Here is a 20532-nt window from a genome sequence, read left to right on the forward strand (position 1 = left end):
GAGATCATTTACCTCACGTCCCACCTCATCAAGTTGGAGGCCCCATGCCCCGCGGTAGGCCGAGCCGGGCCGGCGTCTTCACGCGACTCGAGACTCAACTGCAGGAACTGAACAACCGGCTGGGCGGTCTGCCGACGCCGAAGGAGTCGGAGTACATCTGGTCGGACATCTGGCACCTTGAGGCGCACCACTCCACCGCGCTGGAAGGCAACACCTTGGTGCTGCGTGAGGTGGAGGCACTCCTCGACCAAGGGCGGGCCGTGGGCTCCAAACCGCTGGCCGAGTACGTGGAGGTCAAGGGGTACGGCCAGGCGGCCACGTGGGTGTACGCCCAGGCGCGCGGGGAGACTCTGACCAGCCTGCTTCCCTGATCGCCATGCGGGAGGTCCGCCATATTCACCACCTGGTGATGTCACCGGTCTGGACCGTCGCGCCTCACCCGGATGCCACCGACGACGAGGCTCCCGGCAGCTTCCGCCGACACGACATCGCGCCGTTCTCCGGGGGCATGACACCGCCGTCCTGGCCACAGATCGACGCGGACCTGACCACGTGGATCGACGACGTCAACTCCCTCGGGACACAGATATCGACCGGCCACCTCACCGGCCCGCTGCCGGAGGCGCTCGCCGAAGCCCATGTCAGGTTCGAACAGATCCACCCGTTCCTCGACGGCAACGGGCGCACGGGGCGACTTGCCCTCAACCTCGCTCTCGTCCGGCTCGGCTATCCACCGGTCATCATCCTCAAAGCTCAGCGCCCCGCCTATCTGGCGGCGATGCAGAGCGCGGACCGTGGCGAGTTCGGTCCGCTCGCAGAGATCCTGGCCCGCGCCATGATCGACAACCTCAACCGCTTCATCCTCCCGAATGTCGCCGGCCCGGCGAGACTGCTGCCGCTCCCCGCCCTGGTGGATGGGGACATCACGCTCGTGGCCCTTCGCCAGGCCGCCGCCCGTGGCCGGTTGGACGCCGTACGCGCGCCGGACGGGTCATGGCAGAGCACCCGCAAGGCTGTCGACGCGTACAAGAAGTCACGTCAACATCGCGGTCGACGCTTCTCTTCGGATACCGCAGAGAAGGGGTAGTCGGTCCTGCACTCCTCTGGGGCGGCGTCGACCGTTCGCCCCCGCGCGTCAGTCGCGCTGACCGTACTCGCCGCCCAGCAGGACGAACCGTTTGCCGTGCCGGAGGTGTTCGTGTGGCTGCCGCCCCCGCTCCTCACCTCATGCCGGTCGATGCCCTTCAGGTACTTCTTCGCCGGCGGGGACGGGTCCGGGTGGGGTGCCGTCGCCGAAGGGTCGGCCGCCGAGCGCTTCGCGGCTGTGCGGGGTGAGCAGACCGTCGAGGTCGGGGCCGCTCGGCACGACCTTGGTGGGGTTCACGTCGGTGTGCACGATGTAGTAGTGCTGCTTGATCTGCACGAAGTCGGTCGTGTCGCCGAACCCGGGCGTCTGGTACAGGTCGCGCAGGTACCCCCACAGCGCGGGCATCTCGGTGATCTTGTGCCGGTTGCACTTGAAGTGGCCGTGGTAGACGGGGTCGAACCGCACGAGCGTCGTGTACAGGCGGATGTCGGCCTCGGTGATCGTGTCCCCGACGAGGTAGCGCCGCGTCGTCAGGCGCTCCTCGAGCCGGTCCAGCGCCGTCCACAGGCGGTCGTAGGCCTTCTCGTAGTGCTCCTGGTCGGCCGCGAACCCGCAGCGGTACACGCCGTTGTTGACCTCGGTGAACACCCAACCGTTGATCTCGTCGATCTCCGCGCGGTGCTCCTCCGGGTAGAGCACGGGCGCACCCTCGCGCTGGAACTCCGTCCACTGCGAGGAGAAGTCGAGCGTGATCCGCGGGAAGTCGTTGGTGACCACCGCTCCGCTCGGCACGTCGACGATCGCCGGGACGGTGATGCCCTTGGGGTAGTCCGGAACGCGCGCGAAGTAAGCCTCCTGCAGGCGCTCGATGCCCAGCACGGGATCCTTGCCGCCGGGGTCGAGGTCGAAGTTCCAGGAGCGCACGTCGTGGGTCGGCGCGGCCAGGCCGAGGGAGATGACGTCCTCGAGACCGAGCAGCCGCCGCACGATGACCGTGCGGTGCGCCCACGGGCAGGCACGCGCCGCGACGAGGCGATAGCGACCGGCCTCCACCGGCCACTGCGCGCCGGGATCGGCCTCGATCCGGTCCGTGATGTAGTTCATGTCGCGCTCGTACGCCCCGCTCTTCGAGGCGTTCTTCGCGTCTCCGTACTCGCTCATCCGGTCCTCCCGAAAGTCGTCGACGGTTCAATCATCCCAGCACCGACGCTTCCCTGCCCCCTCGGCCCGGGCACCCCGCAGGCCTCGGCCCGGCGTCGAGCGCGACGATTCGCCGCCCCGGTGGCCTCCCTGCGAGACTGGACGTCCGGAGCGCCGGCGCACGTCGGTCGGCGCCGGACGCCCCCGAGCACCCCACCGGGCCGCGGTGACCCCGCCGGCCCGGATCGATGAATCGAGAGGACCCGATGTCGCCGCGGAAGTTGTTCACCCTGTTCGCTTTCGCCGAGGTGGTGACGTGGACCCTGCTGCTGCTCGGCATGTTCCTCAAGTACGTCACCCAGACCACCGAACTCGGGGTGCGGGTCTTCGGCCTCGTGCACGGATTCGTGTTCCTCACCTACGTGGTCGTGACGATCGTCGTGGGCGTCAACCAGCGCTGGAACCGCCGGACGACCCTGCTGGGCGTGCTGGCCGCCGTGCCGCCCTACGCGACCATCCCCTTCGAACGGCACGTGAAGCGACACGGGTTCCTCGAGGGAGGCTGGCAGGCCCGTGACGGCGCCGCCCCGCGCACCGCGCCCGAGCGGATGGTGGCCTGGGCCGTGAGCAACCCCGCCGTCGCAGCAGGCACGGCCCTGGTCGGCGTCGCCCTCGTGACCGGCGTGCTCGTGTGGCTGGGACCCCCGATCCCGCAGAGCTGAGCGACGCGGGTGGGTGATCCAGCCGCGCGCTTCGACCTCGACCGCATCGGGGCCGGTCTGCCCTTCGCCGCCGCCGTCGGCGACCTGGAGGACGCGCTGAGTGCCGGTGCGGTGGTCATCGAGGCGCCGCCGGGCACCGGCAAGACGACGCTCGTGCCCCCGGTGGTGGCCAACGCCGTCCCCGGACGGGTCGTCCTCACCCAGCCCCGGCGGATCGCCGCCGGTGCCGCGGCGCGGCGGCTCGCGAGCCTCACCGGGACGCGCGTCGGCGACCTCGTCGGCATCACGATCCGGGGCCGCCACGAGGTCGGCCCCGCCACGCGGATCGAGATCGTCACCCCCGGAGTCCTCCTGCGGCGCCTCATCGGCGATCCCGCGCTGACCGGCGTCGATGCCGTCGTGCTCGACGAGGTGCACGAACGTGGCCTCGACACCGACCTGCTCGTCGGGATGCTCGCCGAGGTGCGCGCGCTGCGGGACGACCTGACGCTCGTCGCGATGTCCGCCACCCTCGACGACCGGCTCGCCGACGTGCTGGGCGCCCGGGTGGTCCGCGCCGAGCACGTCCTGCATCCGCTCGAGGTCGACTGGGCACCGCCACCCGGCCCGTTCGCCGACACCCGGGGGCTCGCCCGCGACTTCGTCGACCACGTCGTCGCCGTGACCCTCGACGCCTGGGAGCGCACGCCGGCCGCCGGTGACGCCCTGGTGTTCATGCCGGCGGTCGCCGACGTCGAGCACGTGGCGCGCGGCCTGCGACCCCGCCTGCCCGGAGTCGACGTCCTCGAACTCCACGGCCGCCTCCCGCTCGCCGACCAGGACCGGGTCACCGCCGGACGCGGCGAGGGCGACCCGCCGCGCGTCGTCGTCACGACCGCCCTGGCCGAATCGAGCCTCACGGTGCCCGGGGTACGGCTCGTCGTCGACGCCGGGCTGTCGCGGGAGCCGCGCCGAGACGCCGCCCGGGCGATGAGCGGCCTGGTCACCGTGCGTTGCTCGCGCGACGCGGCCATCCAGCGCGCCGGCCGCGCGGCGCGCGAGGGTCCGGGACGGGTGGTGCGCTGCTACGACCGGCACACCTTCGGCGCGATGCCCGCCCACGTCACGCCCGAGGTCGCCGTCGCCGACCTCACCGCCGCCGCGCTGACCCTCGCCGCCTGGGGCGCACCCGCCGGAGTCGGTCTCCCGCTGCCCGACCCGCTGTCGGGACCGGCTCTGACCGACGCGCTGCGCATCCTCACCGACCTCGGCGCGATCGACGACGACGGCCGGATCACCGACGAGGGCCGCCGCCTGGTCGCGCTTCCCACCGACCCCCGGCTCGCGCGCGCCCTCCTCGCCCCCGAGGTCGGGACGGCCGCAGCGGCCGAGGTCGTCGCCATGCTCGGTGACGACCTGCGCCCCGAGGGTGCGGATCTCGAACGGCTGCTGACGGCCCTGCGCTCCGGGCGGCACCCGGCGGTCGGTCGGTGGCGTCGGGAGCGTGATCGACTGCGCCGCATCGCCTCCGGCATCGCCGATCCGTCGAGCGCCCCCGACGGACACACGCCGGTGGGGGCCGTCGTGGCCCTCGCCCAGCCCGGGTGGATCGCGCGGCGCAGCGGGGAGTCCTACCTGCTGGCCACGGGGACGCGCGCCGCACTGCCTCCGGGGAGTTCGCTGGCCGGTCACGCGTGGCTGGCGGTCGCCGACGTCGCCCGGGCGCAGGGGAGGGCGACCGCCGACAGCGGAGCGATGATCCGTGCGGCCGCGCCGTTGACCGAGGACGGTGCGCTGCGGGCCGGCAGCCACCTGGTGGCGGACGAGGAGCGGTGTCTCCTCGACGGCGGCAAGGTGGTCGCCCGCCGGATCCGCCGCCTCGGGGCGATCGAGCTGAGCACCACCCCGACTCCGCCCTCGCCCGCGGCCGTGGAGGCCCTGTGGCGCGAGGTGCTGCAGCGCGACGGGATCGACGTGCTGCGACCGAGCCGCGCCGGGGTGGCCTTCCGCCGCCGCCTCGCGTTTCTGCACCACCACCTGGGCGCTCCGTGGCCCGACGTCTCCGACGCGGCCCTCGCGGCAGCGCCGGAGTCGTGGTTCGACCTCACGGTCACCCGCGTCGACGCCGTCGACCTCGCCGTCCGGCTACAGGCCCTCCTGCCGTGGCCGCAGGCGGCCCGCCTCGACGAACTCGCGCCCACCCACCTGGTCCTGGCCGGCGGCACGCGGGCCCGGGTCGAGTACCCGGTCGATCCGTCCGCCGAACGCCCCGTCGTGGCCGTGCGACTGCAGGCGTGCTTCGGGCAGGTGCGCACCCCTGTGCTCGCCGACGGCCGTGCCCCGGTCGTGTTCCACCTGCTGTCACCGGCCGGGAGGCCGCTGGCGATCACCGACGACCTCGCCTCGTTCTGGGCCGGACCGTATGCGCACGTCCGCGCCGAGATGCGTGGCCGATACCCCAAACACGCTTGGCCGCAAGACCCTTCGCGCGAGCATCCCTGAGAATCAGGTCGGACGTCCGACTGTTGTGCCCGTGGGCGCTGGCGTAGGTTCCGGTAGTGGGTCTACCTTCGATGCTCGGGGGAGAACACATGATGAACGCACGCAGGGGAACCAGGCTCGCTCCGCTCACGGCGAACGATGCCGCGGGCGGTGTACTCGAGCGATTCGCGACGGTGCTCACCGCGCTGCCCGACGAGGTGGCCGTGGCCGACTCCGACGGCGACATGACCTTAGCGCAGCTGGCCGATGAGGCGGCGGCGGTCAAGGCCGCGGTCGTCGCCCACACCATGCCCGACGACCCGGTGGCGATCGTGTTCGCGCACCGACGGGACGCCGTGGCGTCGATCCTCGGGGTGCTGGCCTCGGGGCGGCCTCTGCTCGTCCTCGACCACCGCACCCCGACCCCACGCCTGAAGCAGCTGTGCGACAGGGTGGAGGCCGCCACCGTGCTCGCCGGCGCCGACCAGCTCGAGGTGGCCGGCGCCCTCGGCCGCCCGGTCATCGGCCCCGACGCGATCGTGCCCACCGCGCGCGAGAGGTTGTTCGAGGAGCTGCCCGACCCGGCGCGACCCGCGATCCTCGCCTTCACCTCCGGCTCCACGGGCACGCCCAAGGTCGTCGTCAACGACTCCCGGATGCTCGTCTCCGACGCCTGGCGCAACTCGGCGGCCACCGGCTGCTACGACGCCGACGACGTCATCGCCCACACCCTGCCCATGGCCTTCCACGCCGGTCTCATGGTGACCGTCGCCGGTCTCGTCGTCGGCTCCACGATGCGCCTGTTCGACACGCGCGCCCGCGGCATCGCCGGCCTCCCGGCCTGGATCGAGTCCGTCGGGGCGAGCGTCATGCACACCAGCCCGGCCATCCTCCGGGCCTTCGTCGGCGCCGGGCCGACGCCCGAGCAGCTCCGGTCGTTGACCACCGTCACCATCGCCGGCGAGCCCGCCCACGGCCGCGACGTCGAGGGGCTCCGGCCGCTGCTGTCGCGGCGGTGCGTCGTCCGCAACCGGTACGGCTCGTCCGAGACCGGGCTCATCGCGGAGTACGCGATCGGCCACGACCACCCGCCGCTCGCCGGACCCCTGCCCGTGGGCAGCCCGGTGGGCCTGACCGACCTCGTCTGCGTCACCGACGACGGCACCCCCCAGCCCGAGGGCGAGCCGGGGGTCGTCGTCATCACCCGCGACCACGTCGCCTCCGGGTACCGCGGCGACCTCACCACCACCCTCGAGGCGTTCCGCACCGAGCCCGACGGCCGACGCACCTACCGCAGCAGCGACATCGGCGTCCTGCGCGAGGGGCGACTCACGCTCCTGGGCCGCCGCGACCACTCGATCAAGATCCGCGGCTACATGGTCGAGCCCGGTGAGGTCGACGCGGTGTTGTTCACGCTGCCCGACGTGGCGGAGGCCCTCACGGTGGGCGTGCGCGACGAGGCGGGGGAGCGCTACCGGCTCGTCTCCTACGTCGTCTCCCGGGCCGAGCGGCCGTCGGCGGCGGCGATCCGGTCCGCCCTGCGCGACCGACTCCCGGGCCACCTGGTTCCCGACGCCGTCGTGTTCCTCTCGGCCTTGCCCCGCACCGAGCGCGGCAAGCTCGACCGCTCGGCGCTGCCGGCCGCGCCGCGGGCCGACGTCGGCACCGAGCCGTGGTCGGAGTGGGAGCGACTCGTCGCCCAGGTGTGGGCGCGTGCGCTCGGCCTGGAGGAGGTCGGCCGCGACGCGGACTTCTTCGCCCTCGGCGGAGATTCGCTCGCCGCGGAGGAGGTGACGACGATGGTCGTCACCGATCTCGGCGTCGACGCCTCCGACGTCACCTCGGCGATGTTGGCGCAGGCCCCGACGGTCGCCGAGTACGCGCGCCGCCTCAAGCGCAAGCCGGAGCGGCGCAAGCAGATCGTCACGCGACTCGCCGAAGGCGGCGACCGCCCGCCGTTGTTCCTGGTCGCCGGCGGTGGCGGTCTCGGTATCGGGTTCGTCCCGGTGGTCAGGCACCTGGCCAAGGACCTGCCGGTGATCTCCTTCCACTCCCACGGCCTGGAGAGCACGGCCCTGCCGGACTGGTCGATCCCCGCCGCGGCCCGGCGCAACCTGCGGATGCTGCGCGAGATCCAACCGCACGGCCCCTACCACCTCGGCGGGCACTCCTACGGCGGGCTCGTGGCGCTCGAGATGGCTCAGCAGCTGCGCGCCGCCGGCGAAGAGGTCGCGATCCTCATCGAGCTCGACTCCTTCCCGCCCGACCCGGCCCTCATCCCGCCGCTGCGCACCGACGCCTCCTTCTACCGCAAGGTGCGGGACTGGTGCGGACTGCTCGTCACCGGCCTCGTGCCCAACCCCGGTCTGGGCCAGTACTGGCGCTTCCACGCCCAGAGCCGCGCCCTGTCCGTCCGCTACCGCACGACCCCGTACCCGGGGCGCACGGTGGTGGTCGTCGCCGACAGCGAGGACAAGGAGGCGCGGGCCGCGTGGGCACCGCACCTGTCGGGGCCGTGGACCGGCGTCACGACGCCCGGAAACCACGTGTCGATGCTGCGTGACCCCCACGCCGCCACGCTGGCCGGGCACATCATGGATGCATTGGACTCCGTGCGTCCGCCGCGAGAGGTCGGGGCGCCGCGGGTGGACTCGGTAGCCTGAATCGGTGGGTCGTCTGCTGCTGCGTCGGTGTCGCGCGCTCATGGCGGGGCTCGTCGTCGCAGCCGCCCTGATCGCGACGATGCTCGTTCCCGTGCAGCAACCCCGCATCGAAGCGGTCTCCGCCGAGCGGCCGCCGCCTCGGGTACCGCCCAAGGTCAGCCTGGACCTGCGGTACGTCGAGGGTGGTGACCCGGCGCATCGGCTCGACCTGTTCGTCCCCGGTGGTCACACCACGCCGCGGCCGCTGGTGATCTTCATCCACGGCGGGTCGTGGAGCCACGGCTCCAAGTCCGTCCTCGGTGGCGGTAGCCCGGAGCGCGTCGAGTCGTTCCGCGACATGCTCCTCATGAACGGGTACGCCGTCGCGTCGGTGGAATACCGGTTCAGTCAGGTCGCGCGCTTTCCGGCGCAGTTGCACGACGTCAAGGCCGCCGTCCGCTACCTCCGGTCCCGCGCGGAGGAGTACCACCTCGACCCCGATCGGTTCGCGGCGGCGGGTCAGTCCGCGGGAGCACACCTGGCGCAGTTGGTGGCCTACACCGGCGACAGCCACAACCCTCGCCTGGAGGGGGATCTCGGCGTCACGGGCTGGAGCACCGCGGTGTCCGCGCTGGTCAGTTACTACGGGCCCTCCGATCTCGCGCGGGTCGTGCCCGACCGCCTGAAGAGCCGTTGCCAGCGGGGGACCACGGCGCGGCCTCCACGCGCGGCAGGCTCATCGGTGGGGACCCGGAGGCACCCGACATGCGCGCGCGCGTCAAGCTCGCCAACCCGCTCACGCACGTCCGGATCGGCTCACCGCCGTCGATGCTCCTGCACGGCACCCGCGACTGCATCGTGCCCGCACGCCAGTCGGCGCGGCTGTACCGTCTGCTCAGCTCCCTGGGCGTCGAGGCGGACTACCTCCCGCTGGACGCCCCGCACGGCGGCCCGAAGTTCCACACCCTCCCGGTCGTGACCACGAGGGTCCTCGACTTCCTCGACGCGCATCTCGACGTGGAGCCCTGACCGCCGCCTCGACGAGCCGGCACGGTCCCGGAGAGCGGCGTCAGCGCGTCGTGCGGCGTGAGGACCGGGCCTGGGCCGCCAGTCGGACGTGGGTGCCGGCTGCGCCGTAGCCCGCATAGCCGCCCTCGCGCTGCACGAGTTCGACGTAGAAGCTGCCGCCGATGGTCGTCGTGTACGCGTGCAGCAGACGGCCGTTCGCGTCCTCGTCGTACATGAGGTCGTGACGGCGCAGCGTCTCGATCAGCGTCTCGTCCAGGTCGAAGCGCGCCCGCAGGTCGTCGTAGTAGTTGTCGGGGACCTCGAGGAACTCCACACCCGCCGCCGTGGCCGCCTGCACGGCCGAGACCACGTCAGGGCAGGCGAAGGCCACCTGGTCCAGGCCGGCGCCGTCGTCGTCGCCGACGGCCAGCGCCACGCGCACCCCGCCACGGTCCGGACGGAACGGGCGGCTGCGCAGCCGGCCGGTCGGACGCATGAACTCGCTCATCGCCCCGCCCTGCAGGCCCAACACGGTGCGGTAGAAGGACTGCTCGGCCGGGTAGAGCTCCGCGGGCACGGTCGCCCCGACGTGGTCGATGCCCGACCAGTCGCCGTGGGCCACCTCCTCCGGTGTACCGGGATACCCGCTGCGCCAGTCCTGTTCGCTGCCGTCGGGGCCGCCGAGGAAGACGTGGATGCCGCTCGGGGTGTCGATCCCCGGCAGGGCGGCGGTGTAGCGGCCGCGCCGGAAGGCGACCGTCGGCCACAACAGCGCGCTCGCGCGGGTCGCCACGTCACGGACGTCGTCGACGCCGAGCGCGATGGCGCTGACGAAGGGCCGGTGACGCGGGGGTCCGGGGACGGGCAGGGTCGTCACGCAGACGTGCGCGTCGCCGTTGCGCCACCACTGCACCCCGCGGGTGGCGTGCGTGGAGACGTGGGCGAATCCCAGGCCGGTCAGGAGGGCGGTCAGGCTCGTCCCGGGATCGGTGTCGGCGAAATCGTCCTCGGTGACGGCGAATTCGACGAATCCGGCGTCGACCCGGTCCGGGACGGGCGGCGGGTCGAACAGGTCGACGACCGGCCGGACCGGCCGGACGGGCTCGTCGCCCGCGATCCGGGCCTGGCCTCGGCTTCGCAACTGCTCCTCGAGGTGGAGCAGGGAGCGCATGCCGTCGAGGGCGTTCATCCTCGGGTCGGCGACGCGCACGACGTCGGAGAACACCTCCAGCGACAGCGGTCCGCGGTACCCGGCGTCGATCACCGCGCCCACGAGCCCGGCCACGTCGAGGTCGCCCTGCCCGGGGAAGCACCGGTAGTGCCGCGACCAGGTGAGCACGTTCATGTCCAGGCGGGGGGCGTCGGCGATCTGGAGGTAGCCGATGCGGTCTCCGGGGATGCCTGCGAGTGCGGTGGCGTCGTCGCCGCGGGAGAGCACGTGGAAGGTGTCGACGGCGAGTGAGACGTGCGGGTGCGCGGCGCGTTCGACGGCCTCCCACGACTGCCGGACCCGGTTGACGTGGGTGCCCCAGGAGAGCGCCTCGTAGGCGACGCTGACACCGTGCTGCGCGGCGAGTTCGCCGACGGCGTGGAGCTGTTCGGCGACCAGGTCGAGGTCGTCCACGGCGTCGTGTTGCACGCTCGAGCACGCGAGGGCGAGGTCGACGCCGAGGCGGTTCATCACCGAGAACTTGTGCTCGAGGCGGCGCAGCACCGCGGGGAAGGCCTCGGGGCGCGACCCCTCGATGTCCCGCAGCGGCTGGAAGAGGTCGATGCTCAGGCCGAGGTCGGCGCAGCGCTCGGCGATCCGGCCCGGTGACAGGTCGCTCGCGATGAGGTCGTTGTCGAAGATCTCGACGCCGTCGAACCGCGCCGCGGCGATCGCGGCGAGCTTCTCCGGCAGCGATCCCGAGATCGAGACGGTGGCGATCGACTTACGCATCCGCAGGCTCCCGCTCGAGGGTCACGCCGGCCAGGACGTCGTCGAGGGCCGTCCGCAGGTGCGCGGCGACCGCGTCGACGTGAGGTGGACGCACCATGGTGAGCGGACCGCCCGGAACGTGACGGTGCACCATGCCGGGCAGCACCGCACCCCAGGAGGCCTGACCCTCCGGCGCGGGACCGTCCGAGGCCGTCAGCACCAACGCACGGCCCCTCCGTGGCGTCGGCGTGTGGCCCATGGCGAGGGTGTCGGCCTGCAACTGCCACCGCCACGCCTCGGCGCCGCCGGTGGTGTCTCGCACCGAGGCCAGCGCGAGCCCTAGTCCGCTCTTGGCCCGTCGCCAGGCGGGGCGGGTGTCGCCGCGGGTGAGTGCCGGGGGAGTGGTGTCGAGCAGGGCGACGAACGGGGCCGACTGCCCGGAGGCCTGGGCGAGCCGCGCGATCTCGAGGGCGACCAGCCCGCCGAACCCGTGACCGGCCAGCAGCAACGGACCCCGGGTGATGCCGCGGATCGAGGCCAGGTGCCGGCGTGCCATGACCGTGATGGACGTCTCCGGCAGCGCGCGCGACTCCAGTGACGGCGACTGCAGCGCGTGCACGGGTTGGTCGGCGCCGAGCCTGCGGGCCAGGGTGCCCAGCGTGCGGCCCAGTCCGCCGGCGCCGGCGAGGATGAACAGCGGCGGACGCGAGCCCGCCGCGTGCAGGGTGACGATGCCCGCCCGGGAACGCTGCCCGTCGGGGGCCAGCGCGGAGGCGAACTCCCGCAGCGTCGGCGCCTGCACGAGGGTGCGGCTCGTCGTGCGTGCCGGCGGGGCGCCCAGGTCGTCGCGCAGCCGGGTCATCAGTTCCTCGGCCGACAGGGAGTCGCCGCCGAGGGTGAAGAAGTCGTCGTCGGGGCCCAGGTCGTCGACCCCGAGCACCTGCGTCCAGGTGTCGGCGACGAGCTGCTCCCAGTGGGTGAGCGGTTCGTGGCCGCGGTCGCCGCGCACGGGCAGCGGCAGCGCGCGCCGATCGACCTTGCCGCGCTCGGTGCGGGGCAGCGCCGACATCGCGACGACCTCCGCGGGCACCATGTGACCAGGCAGGCGTTCACGCAGGCGGGCGCGCAGCGCGGTCGGGTCACCGGCCGCCTCGCCGACGACGTAGGCCACGAGCCGGGTCGTCGTGTCGGTCTCCTGACCGGCCACGAGGCACTCGCGGACGCCGGGCAGGGAGCGCAGGACGGCCTCGACCTCGCCGGGGTCGACGAGGTACCCCCGGACCGACACGGCGTGGTCGCTGCGGCCGGTGAGGTCGATCGACCCGTCCGGCAGGCGGCGGCCGAGGTCGCTCGTGCGGAAGGTGCGGGTGCCGTCGGGGTTGTCGGTGAAGGCCGGGTCCTGCGGTCGTCCCCAGTAGCCGAGGGCGATGTCGGGGGCCGTGACGACGATGACGCCCTTCTCGCCGATGTCGGCGGAGGTGCCGTCCTCGCGCACGACGTCGACGCCGGTCCATCCGATGGGCCGGCCGATGGGCAGCCGCCCCTCGGGGGCCTCGCCGACGACCTGCTCGCAGATCAGCCCGACCTCGGAGGCGCCGTAGCGGTTGCGGACGACGCAGTGCGACCCGAGCAGCTCGCTCGCGCCCGCGATGTCGCGTGCGTACACCGACTCGCCGGCGACCGTGAGCCCGTGCAATCCGGCCAGGAGGTCGGGGTCGGGCCCGCTCGCCACGAGGCTGCGCAGGATGGCGGGGCTGGTGACCAGCAGCGTGGCCCCGCTGTGGGCGATGGTGTCGGGCAGGGTCGCGACGCCGGTGGCGCGCACGTCGACCAGCCGCATCCCACACCCGACCAGGAGGGTGTGGATCGTCGTCGTCAGCCCGGCGTGGAACGGCAACGGCAGCGTGTGGACCACGACGTCGTCGGCGTCGTAGCAACAGGAGGCGACGGCGGAGTTCCAGGCGTCGCGCACGAGGAGGCGGTGCGATCCCACGACCGGCTTGGTCGCCCCCGTGGTGCCCGAGGTGAAGGCGATGACCGCCGGCGCATCGGCCGGCGGGAGGTCGCGCCACAGGAGGCCGGCGTCGGCGCTCTCGTCCGTCGTGGTCAGCAGCGTGGCCGTGCCACCCGCCGCGTCGACGAGTGCGGCCGCGACGTCGGCCCGGGACGCGTCCGCGACGACGACGTCTGCGCCGACCTGGGCCAGGAGCCGGCGCTGCCAGGCGGCGGGCGTGCGTTCGTCGAGGACGACGACCGGATGGCCGGAGGCCAGCAGCGCGACCAGCGCGATGACCGAGGCGGCGTCGTGCCCGGCGAGCAGGGCGACCGGCTCCTTGGTGCCCATCGCCGGCGCGGACTCGACCGGGCGGCCCGCCATCAGGTCCTCGAGCCGCGCACGGATCGCCGCCGCGCGGACGGCGAGCTCGGCGAAACTCACCCGGGTCGTGCCGTCGTCGACGGCGACGTGCTCACCCCGTGCGGCCACGACGTGCTGCAGCCTCGGCAGCACTCCGCACGCGATGTCCCTCTCGCCGACCGCTGCCAGGTCGCCCGTCGTCGTCGACCCCACTGCGGGTCGGATGTCGTGTCGATCCACGGAAATCCCCCAATCCCCTCGCGCGTCATCGTGCCACCGGCGTGCTGACCGCGTCACATGGTCACGTGTCCATCGGCACCTGAGGCCGTCGCGCGGGCGGGTTCGGACGAGCCCGTCGACTGCGCGGATCGCCATCGGCCGCGGCCGGTGTGACAATCACGAGGGAGGTGAAGCCGGTGATGGAGTCGACCTGCAAGGCGTCGGACGGAACGACCCTCGCCGTGCGAACGACCTTGCCCGCGGGGCCTGTTCGTGGCGTCGTGCAGATCCTGCACGGCATGGCCGAGCACGCGGGCCGCTACGACCGGCTCGCCGGGGAACTCGCGGACGCGGGACTCGCCGTCGTGGCCCACGACCAGCGCGGACACGGCGCGACGTCGCCGACATCACTCGGTCACGTGGCCGACCGCGACGGGTGGGGTCTGCTCGTCGAGGACGCGCTGACCGTCGGTGAACTGGCTCGGGCGCAGCACCCGGGTGCGCCGCTGGTGCTCCTCGGACACAGCATGGGCTCGCTCGTGGCGCGCACCTTGGCCGCCAAGGACTCACGGACGATCGACGGGCTGGTGCTCTCGGGCACCGTCGCGCTCCCGGGACGCCTCGAGCGCGTCGCCGGCCTCGCGATCGCCCGCGCGTCGTGCCGGTTGCGCGGTCCGGGTCGTCCGGCCCGGCTGCTGGATCGTGTGCTCAACGGCGGGTTCAACCGGGCCTTCAAGCCTGCACGCACCTCTTTCGACTGGCTCTCGCGTGACGAGGCCGTGGTCGACGACTACATCGCCGACCCGGCGGCCGGGTTCGTCTGCTCCAACGGCTTCTACGTCGACCTGTTCACGGGGCTGGGGCAGGCGTTCGACCGGGGCGGCGTCGCGAGCGTGCGCTCCGACCTGCCCATCCACCTGCTCGCGGGCGAGGAGGACCCCGTCGGGGATCGGGGCGGGGTCGTCGCCGACGTCGCCGCGTCCTACCGGCGCGCGGGGGTGCGCGACGTGACGACCCGGCTGTACTCCGGCGGACGCCACGAGATGTTCAACGAGACCTCACGTGAGGAGGTCGTGGCCGATCTCATCGCGTGGATCGAGGGGCACGTGGTCGCCGGTTCACAGGGTGGGGATGTGATCCCCCTGCGGCGCAAGGAGATCGACGGGGATCGACCGTAAGGTCGGGGTATGTCCACGCTGCGCCGTACCTGCCTCGCCCTGGCCGTTCTCACCCTGTCCGCCTGTGGCAGCGCTCCCGGGCCCGGAGGATCGAACGCTCCCTCCACCCCGGGCGTCGCGGCCACCGGAGCCACCGCGACGCAGGGCAGTCCTGCCGTCGCCACCGACTGCCCGCCGGAGCAGGGCGCGGCCGAACGCACCACGCAGTTCGCCGCGCCGCCGGCGATGTGCATCGATCCGGCAAAGACGTACACCGCGACGGTGACCACGGACGTGGGGGAGTTCACGGTCGACCTCGACGCCCGCAAAGCGCCGGCGACCGTGAACAACTTCGTCTTCCTCGCCCGGCACAAGTTCTACGACGGCGTGGTCTTCCACCGGGTCATCCCGGGGTTCATGAACCAGACCGGCGACCCGGAGGGCACCGGCCAGGGTGGCCCCGGGTACGCGTTCGGGGACGAACTCCCGCAGGCGGGGGAGTACGAGGTCGGGTCGGTCGCGATGGCCAACGCCGGACCGGACACCAACGGCAGCCAGTTCTTCGTCGTCACCGGGGACGACGGGGTCGCCCTCCCGCCGGACTACAGCCTCTTCGGCAAGGTCACCTCAGGCATGGACGTCGTGCACCGGATCGAGCAGGACGGCTCACCCGGCGGCGCCCCGTCGACCGAGCACCGCATGGAGTCCGTGCGGATCACCGAGGGCTGATCCTGCCGCGACAGACGACTCGGACCACCTCCACGTGGAGGCGGTCCGAGTCGGTGCGTAGCGGTTCGAGTCGGGCTCGAGTTGCCTCAGGCGTTCTTGATGGCGGAGATCTCGAGCTCGAGGGTGACCTTCTCGCCGACCAGCACGCCACCGGTCTCCAGCGCGGCGTTGAACTCCATGCCGAAGTCCTTGCGGTTGACGGTCGTGGAGCCCTCGAAGCCGATGCGCTCGTTGCCGTAGGGGTCCGTGGCGATGCCACCGAACTCGAAGTCGATGGTGACGGGCTTGGTGACGCCCTTGATGGTGAGGTCGCCGGCGACACGCAGGGTGTCCTCGTCCTTGGCGGTCACGTCGGTCGAGCGGAAGTTCAGCGTCGGGAACTGCTCGGCGTCGAAGAAGTCGTTCGTGCGCAGGTGGCCGTCGCGGTCGGCGTTGCGGGTGTCGATGCTGGCGATCTGCGCGGTGACGTCGATGCGGGCGTCGGTGAGGCCGGCGCCGGTGGTGGCCGACCCCTCGAACTCGTTGAAGGAGCCGCGGACCTTGGTCACCATCGCGTGGCGGGTGATGAAGCCGAGGCGGGAGTGGACCGGGTCGATGGTGTAGGTGCCGTCGAGCTGCTGCAGGTTGCTCATGAGAACTCCTTCGAAAGGTAAGTAGTTGATGCGTCACCAATAACGATAGGGGGACGTAGTTGACGTGTCAAGTAGGAGCGGAAAATCGGTAGTTCGGGCTGACACGAGCACGCGGACAGGCCTGTGCCCGGCGGCGATTCAGTCCAGCAGGCGCATCGAGCTGCCGTGACCGTGAGTCCACGCCACGGCCTGGCCGTCGAGCCCGAGGACGAAGGTGGGGTGCCCCGTCGGCACCGGCGGGCCGGTCCGCGTGACCTCGGGCAGGACGTCCTTGCCCTCGTTGCTCACCCAGCGGCAGGCGCCCGACGCGACCAGTCCGGTCATGATGCCGGCGAACCGCTCCCGGTCCGGCGGCGCGAGGTAGGCCACGACCGCGCTGTGGAACACGACGACCTCACCGTGCGCACCGGCCTCGGCGACCAGCTCGGGCAGGTCGCGCAGGATGTCGCCCGCGCGCAGCTGCGGCGGCTCGGAGCGGGCGATCTCGACGGCGGCGCGCAGACGGTCCCGCCGACCGTCCTGCTCGGGCCACACGAGCATCTCGAGCCAGGCCGTCTCGTCGGCGTCGTCGACGTGCATGGGGGACAGGTCGAGCCCACCACGCCACCCGACCTCGAAGCCCGTCGGCAGGTCGAGGTGACCGCCCTTGACGGTGCAGGTCAACTCCGGCCCCGGAACCCCCGGTGTCCACGTGACCTCGGTGGTGCCGGTGTCCCCCTCGCCGTCGCCGGCATCGTCGAGGAGATAGCGGTAGGTGTAGCGGTCGGGATAGAGGCACAGGCCGGCGCTGGCACCCGCCTCCAGCAGCGCCAGCGGCCGACCGCTCTCGGCGGCGATCCGCGCGAAGACCGGTGCGAGCGTGGCCGATCGGCCGACCTCGTTGGTCTGGGTCGCACGACACATGATCGTCATGACGATCGCGCCGTCGTCGGCCAGCAGCGACTCCCGCAGGCCCTCGTAGGGGCCGGGAGCCGGCACGCCCTGCCACCGCGCCGCCGCGAACACCAGGTTGGGCTGCTGTTTGATCGGCGGGAGCTGGGCGATCCACCCCTGCAGCTCCGCGTCCTCGGTGACCCGGTGGGCCCAGTCGGCGAAGCAGGGTGAGTCGGTGGCGTTTGCCGCGAAGTCCTCGTACTGCCGGGCGACGCTCGTGAACAGCTCCATGAGCGAAAGCTAGTCCTCCGCACCGCCGGGCGACACACCGGCACGCGAACGGAGCCCGCGGCCACCGGCCACGGGCTCCGTTGCGTCTGAGTGTCCCTGTCTCGCGGTGTCTCCGAGTCGAGAGCCGCGACCTCAGCCGGTGATGCTCGCCAGCTTCTCGTCCATCGTCGAGCGGTCCAGGGCGCCGATGTCGATGGAGGCGATCTTGCCCTCCTTGTCGACGAAGTAGTGGGCGGGGATGCCCATGACGCGGTAGGCGGAGGCGACGTCGGTCCGCGGGTCGGGCACGTGCAGGTAGCTCAGACCGGTGCCGGAGGTGTAGTCCTGCACCGTGCCCGCGTCCTCGGACAGGTACAGCGAGATGATCTCGACCCCGGCGTCCTTGGCCTGCTGGTAGGCGGCCTCGACATCGGCGACCTCCGCCCGGCAGGAGGAGCACCAGGTCGCGCCGAACAGCAGCCACACCGGGCGGCCCTTGTAGTCGCTGAGCCGCACCTCCTTGCCGTCGAGGGTGCGGGCGGTGAAGTCCTGCGCCGGTGCTCCCACGGCCGGCGGCGGTCCGAGCTGCTCCCCGGTGACCGACACCGCGGTCACGTCACCCTCGGCCGAGCCCGACGGCTTCTGGGCGAACCAGGCACCGACCATGACGAGCAGGGTGGTCACCACGAGCACACCGATCGTTCCGAATCGACTGGTGCGCAGCCGCTCCCGCCAGTCCGGCGTCCTCGACCCGTTCCCGTCCGCGCTCGTGCTGCCGCGGCCGGAGGGCTCTCGCCGCTGCTCATCGGTCTTCACGACCGTCTCCTTTCGTGTGGGTGGGGGTGCCTACGGCGATCACGCGTAGGAGTGCATGCCCTCGAAGAACAGGTTGCCGTAGTAGGTGAACAGCACCGCGGCGAAACCGAGGATCAGCAGGTAGGCGGCCTTGTTGCCACGCCAGTCGCGCACGACGCGGGCGTGCAGGTAGGCGCTGTAGATGAGCCAGGTGACCAGCGAGGCGGTCTCCTTGGGGTCCCAGCTCCAGTAGCGACCCCAGGCGATGTCGGCCCAGATGGCGCCGAGCACGAGCATGGCGGTGAGCATCGGGTAGGTGAACAGCGCGCCGCGGTAGCCGATCTCGTCGAGCAGGTCGCGGCTGGGCAGCCCGTTCCACTTGACGTGGGGGCGGATGAGGTACAGCGCGGCCGCAGCGAAGGAGACGGCGGCGCCGCCGTAGGCGAGGACGGCCGTGGCCACGTGCAACGTCAGCAGGAAGTTGTTCTGCAGCGCCGGCATGAGCGGGCGGACCTCGGAGTCGATCGACAGGGCGTAGAGCAGCATCGCGCCGGCGATCGGCAGGACCAGGAGGGCGAGCGTGCGTGCCTTGTAGCGGTACTCGACCCACACGTAGGCCACGAGCATGCCCCAGGCGAAGGACACGGCGAACTCGTGCTGGTTGGTGAACGGCCCGTGGCCGGTGACGATGGCCCGCGCGGCCAGGGAGGCCGTGAGGAACGCCAGAGCCAGCCACGTCATGCGGCTCCCGTACCAGATGAAGCCGTGGGGCTCACCGGAGCCGGCGCCGTGGCCGGTCTCGGGGGAGGCGAACGCGGGACGCTCCGCGAGGAGCACGCCGCCCTCGCGGCCCGTGGCGCTGTAGGCGTGGTCGGGGGACCGTTCCGAGCTACGGGCGAACCCGATGATCTTGGCGACGAGGGCCACGGCCACGAGGATCGCGGCGGCCACGAGGCAGTACTGGGAGATGTCGAACATGGCTCAAACCCTGGTCTTTCCGTCGGTCGAACTCGTGCTGGTGGGGGAGGTGGGGGTGCGCGCGCCGGCGGTGTCGGCATCGAGCCGCGCGATCTCGTAGGCGAAGCTGCGGAACCACTTCTGGGTGGCGAGGTCGGCCTTGTCGGAGGACGCGGCGCGGACCTCGGCGCCGTTCTCGCTCGGGTGCACCCGCACCCAGACGCGGCGGTGCTGGAAGCCCATCGTGGTGATGAGCCCGATCATCATGAGCGCGCATCCGATCCAGACCCAGATGGCGCCGTGGTCCTTGTTGACCATGAGGCCGGTGAACTTGGCCTCACGCTCGAAGGTGTAGGTGTGCTCGCCCAGTTGCATGGACTGCCCCTGGGAGAACCGGCCGCTGGCGACCGGGGCCTCCTGGCCCGTCCGCTGGATCTCGACCTGGGCCTGACCGGCGGGGATGTCGGAGGTCACCTGCCCGGAGGCGGGGGTGACGACGAACGCGATGAGGTCGGTGCCGGGGATCTCGACGCGGCCGATGGAGTTCTGCTCGTCGTCCGAGACGTACTCCAGGGGAACGCCGCCGGTGTAGACGGTGGCGCCCTGGGCGTCCTTGACCGTCAGGATGGCGGAGGTGCCGAAGTAGGACTGGTGGATCTTGACCCCGTCGTAGCGCAGCGGGGTGTTGACCCGGACCTCTTGGTGGGCGACCTGGGTCTCGCCGTCGTACAGGACGACGTCGGCGACGTAGTCCATGGCCTGGCCGGTCGCGTGGTAGGTGTCGCGGAACGACAGGGCCTCGATCGAGAGGTTCGTGCCGTGGCCGACGGGGACGCGGGTGCCGACCGTCACCGGCAGGTTCATCGAGAACCCGGTGCCGGCGGTGACCATCACGCCGATGAGCAGGATGACGAACGAGGTGTGGGCCAGCACGGTGCCGAACGGCATCCACCGGAAGCGGTCGGCGTAGAGGCTGAAGCCGTCCCCTTGGGGTCGTCCAGCACGCGGAACCGGCGACGCGCGAGGATCCGGCGCAGGTCGACGACCGCCTCCTGCGGGGAGTGCGAGACCTCGACGACCTCGTGCACCTTGGCGTGCTCGAAGAAGCCGTCGGTGACGTGCAGGTGCGGGCGGGTGGCGTTCTGCCACAGCAGCGGCATCCGGTGCAGGGTGCAGGCGATGATGCTGAGCGCCAGCAGCACCGTGACGATCTTGAACCACAGCGAGGTGAACATCGAGAAGAACCCGAGGGCCTCGAAGATCGGGGTCCAGCCACCGAAGCGCGGGCGCATCCCGGCCAGCCACTCGGCGTAGGACTGCGGGTCGTTGCGCACGTCCTGGGCGACCTGCGGAAGCAGCACCCCGATGAGCGTGAAGACCGTCATGGCGAGGATGAGGAACAGCCCGAACTTCTTGTTGTGGAAGAGGGCGAACCCGCGGTGGAAGAACGCCTCGACGGGCGTGTCCTCGCGTCGACGCCGCACGGGCGGGTCGTTCGGGCGCTGCGGGGGCTCCTCGCCCGCCGGTCCCCCGGTGGTCTCCCGGATCGTGGTGTCGGTCATGG

General features: G+C 72.0%; 17 protein-coding genes and 1 pseudogene. 9 read left to right on the plus strand and 9 right to left on the minus strand.

Annotated elements, in window-relative coordinates:
* Positions 1 to 44: 44 nt before the first annotated feature.
* Together QQK49_RS21205 and QQK49_RS21210 are read left to right on the plus strand one after the other, a co-directional pair.
* Positions 45 to 371, plus strand: a complete 327-nt coding sequence (locus QQK49_RS21205; protein ID WP_284305738.1) for a Fic family protein — start codon at positions 45 to 47, stop codon at positions 369 to 371.
* Between the two features lie 5 nt (positions 372 to 376).
* Positions 377 to 1087 (plus strand): Fic family protein, encoded by a 711-nt coding sequence (locus QQK49_RS21210; RefSeq protein ID WP_284305739.1) that lies wholly within the window; start codon positions 377 to 379, stop codon positions 1085 to 1087.
* A gap of 138 nt (positions 1088 to 1225) precedes the next feature.
* Here the strand turns inward: QQK49_RS21210 and QQK49_RS21215 are convergent, their stop codons facing one another.
* Positions 1226 to 2248 (minus strand): glutathione S-transferase family protein, encoded by a 1023-nt coding sequence (locus tag QQK49_RS21215; protein ID WP_431310562.1) that lies wholly within the window; start codon positions 2246 to 2248, stop codon positions 1226 to 1228.
* Between the two features lie 245 nt (positions 2249 to 2493).
* On the opposite strand from QQK49_RS21215, the gene QQK49_RS21220 reads away from it, so the two are divergent.
* The 5 genes and pseudogenes from QQK49_RS21220 (at position 2494) to QQK49_RS21235 (ending at position 9080) form a co-directional block, all read left to right on the plus strand.
* Positions 2494 to 2949, plus strand: coding sequence for a DUF3817 domain-containing protein (locus tag QQK49_RS21220; protein WP_284305740.1), 456 nt, complete (start codon positions 2494 to 2496; stop codon positions 2947 to 2949).
* A gap of 9 nt (positions 2950 to 2958) precedes the next feature.
* On the plus strand, positions 2959 to 5430 hold the full coding sequence (gene hrpB / locus QQK49_RS21225) for an ATP-dependent helicase HrpB (protein ID WP_284305741.1): 2472 nt from the start codon (positions 2959 to 2961) through the stop codon (positions 5428 to 5430).
* An 89-nt stretch (positions 5431 to 5519) separates the two neighbouring features.
* Complete coding sequence (locus QQK49_RS21230; RefSeq protein WP_284305742.1) at positions 5520 to 8072, plus strand: alpha/beta fold hydrolase; 2553 nt, start codon at positions 5520 to 5522, stop codon at positions 8070 to 8072.
* A 79-nt stretch (positions 8073 to 8151) separates the two neighbouring features.
* Positions 8152 to 8715 (plus strand): annotated as a pseudogene (locus QQK49_RS23480) (alpha/beta hydrolase fold domain-containing protein); the annotation flags it as partial.
* 29 nt (positions 8716 to 8744) lie between these two features.
* Positions 8745 to 9080: an alpha/beta hydrolase family protein gene (locus tag QQK49_RS21235; protein WP_284305743.1), complete on the plus strand. Its 336-nt coding sequence runs from the start codon at positions 8745 to 8747 to the stop codon at positions 9078 to 9080.
* Positions 9081 to 9120: 40 nt separating this feature from the next.
* Here the strand turns inward: QQK49_RS21235 and QQK49_RS21240 are convergent, their stop codons facing one another.
* Positions 9121 to 11001, minus strand: coding sequence for a sugar phosphate isomerase/epimerase and 4-hydroxyphenylpyruvate domain-containing protein (locus QQK49_RS21240; protein WP_284305744.1), 1881 nt, complete (start codon positions 10999 to 11001; stop codon positions 9121 to 9123).
* Positions 10994 to 13576, minus strand: coding sequence for an AMP-binding protein (locus QQK49_RS21245; RefSeq protein ID WP_284305745.1), 2583 nt, complete (start codon positions 13574 to 13576; stop codon positions 10994 to 10996). Before QQK49_RS21245 ends, QQK49_RS21240 begins: the two co-directional genes overlap by 8 nt.
* 179 nt (positions 13577 to 13755) lie before the next feature.
* Between QQK49_RS21245 and QQK49_RS21250 the strand changes: the two genes are divergently transcribed.
* Entirely contained in the window at positions 13756 to 14733 is a 978-nt protein-coding gene (locus QQK49_RS21250; RefSeq protein ID WP_284305973.1) for an alpha/beta hydrolase, read from the plus strand.
* Between the two features lie 9 nt (positions 14734 to 14742).
* A complete protein-coding gene (locus QQK49_RS21255) occupies positions 14743 to 15441 on the plus strand; it encodes a peptidylprolyl isomerase (RefSeq protein ID WP_284305746.1) in 699 nt (232 codons plus the stop codon).
* A gap of 86 nt (positions 15442 to 15527) precedes the next feature.
* On the opposite strand, the gene QQK49_RS21260 is transcribed toward QQK49_RS21255, so the two are convergent.
* The 6 genes from QQK49_RS21260 to QQK49_RS21285 all read right to left on the minus strand — a co-directional run bounded on the left by QQK49_RS21260 (position 15528) and on the right by QQK49_RS21285 (position 20530).
* Positions 15528 to 16073: a YceI family protein gene (locus QQK49_RS21260; protein WP_284305747.1), complete on the minus strand. Its 546-nt coding sequence runs from the start codon at positions 16071 to 16073 to the stop codon at positions 15528 to 15530.
* A 138-nt stretch (positions 16074 to 16211) separates the two neighbouring features.
* Positions 16212 to 17237 carry a DUF2332 domain-containing protein gene (locus QQK49_RS21265; RefSeq protein ID WP_284305748.1) on the minus strand — a complete coding sequence of 342 codons (1026 nt, stop codon included), beginning with the start codon at positions 17235 to 17237 and terminating at the stop codon, positions 16212 to 16214.
* 132 nt (positions 17238 to 17369) lie between these two features.
* Positions 17370 to 18032: a TlpA family protein disulfide reductase gene (locus QQK49_RS21270; protein WP_284305749.1), complete on the minus strand. Its 663-nt coding sequence runs from the start codon at positions 18030 to 18032 to the stop codon at positions 17370 to 17372.
* Positions 18033 to 18071: 39 nt separating this feature from the next.
* Positions 18072 to 18989 (minus strand): c-type cytochrome biogenesis protein CcsB, encoded by a 918-nt coding sequence (gene ccsB, locus QQK49_RS21275; RefSeq protein WP_284305750.1) that lies wholly within the window; start codon positions 18987 to 18989, stop codon positions 18072 to 18074.
* A 3-nt stretch (positions 18990 to 18992) separates the two neighbouring features.
* The gene (locus QQK49_RS21280; RefSeq protein ID WP_284305751.1) at positions 18993 to 19916 is read right to left on the minus strand and encodes a cytochrome c biogenesis ResB family protein; all 924 of its coding nucleotides are present in this window, start codon (positions 19914 to 19916) and stop codon (positions 18993 to 18995) included.
* The gene (locus QQK49_RS21285; protein WP_284305752.1) at positions 19859 to 20530 is read right to left on the minus strand and encodes a cytochrome c biogenesis ResB family protein; all 672 of its coding nucleotides are present in this window, start codon (positions 20528 to 20530) and stop codon (positions 19859 to 19861) included. The genes QQK49_RS21280 and QQK49_RS21285 overlap by 58 nt, the downstream gene beginning before the upstream one ends.
* Positions 20531 to 20532 lie beyond the last annotated feature (2 nt).

Origin of the sequence: Mobilicoccus caccae (assembly GCF_030161635.1) — a bacterium.
Lineage (GTDB): Bacteria > Actinomycetota > Actinomycetes > Actinomycetales > Dermatophilaceae > Mobilicoccus > Mobilicoccus caccae.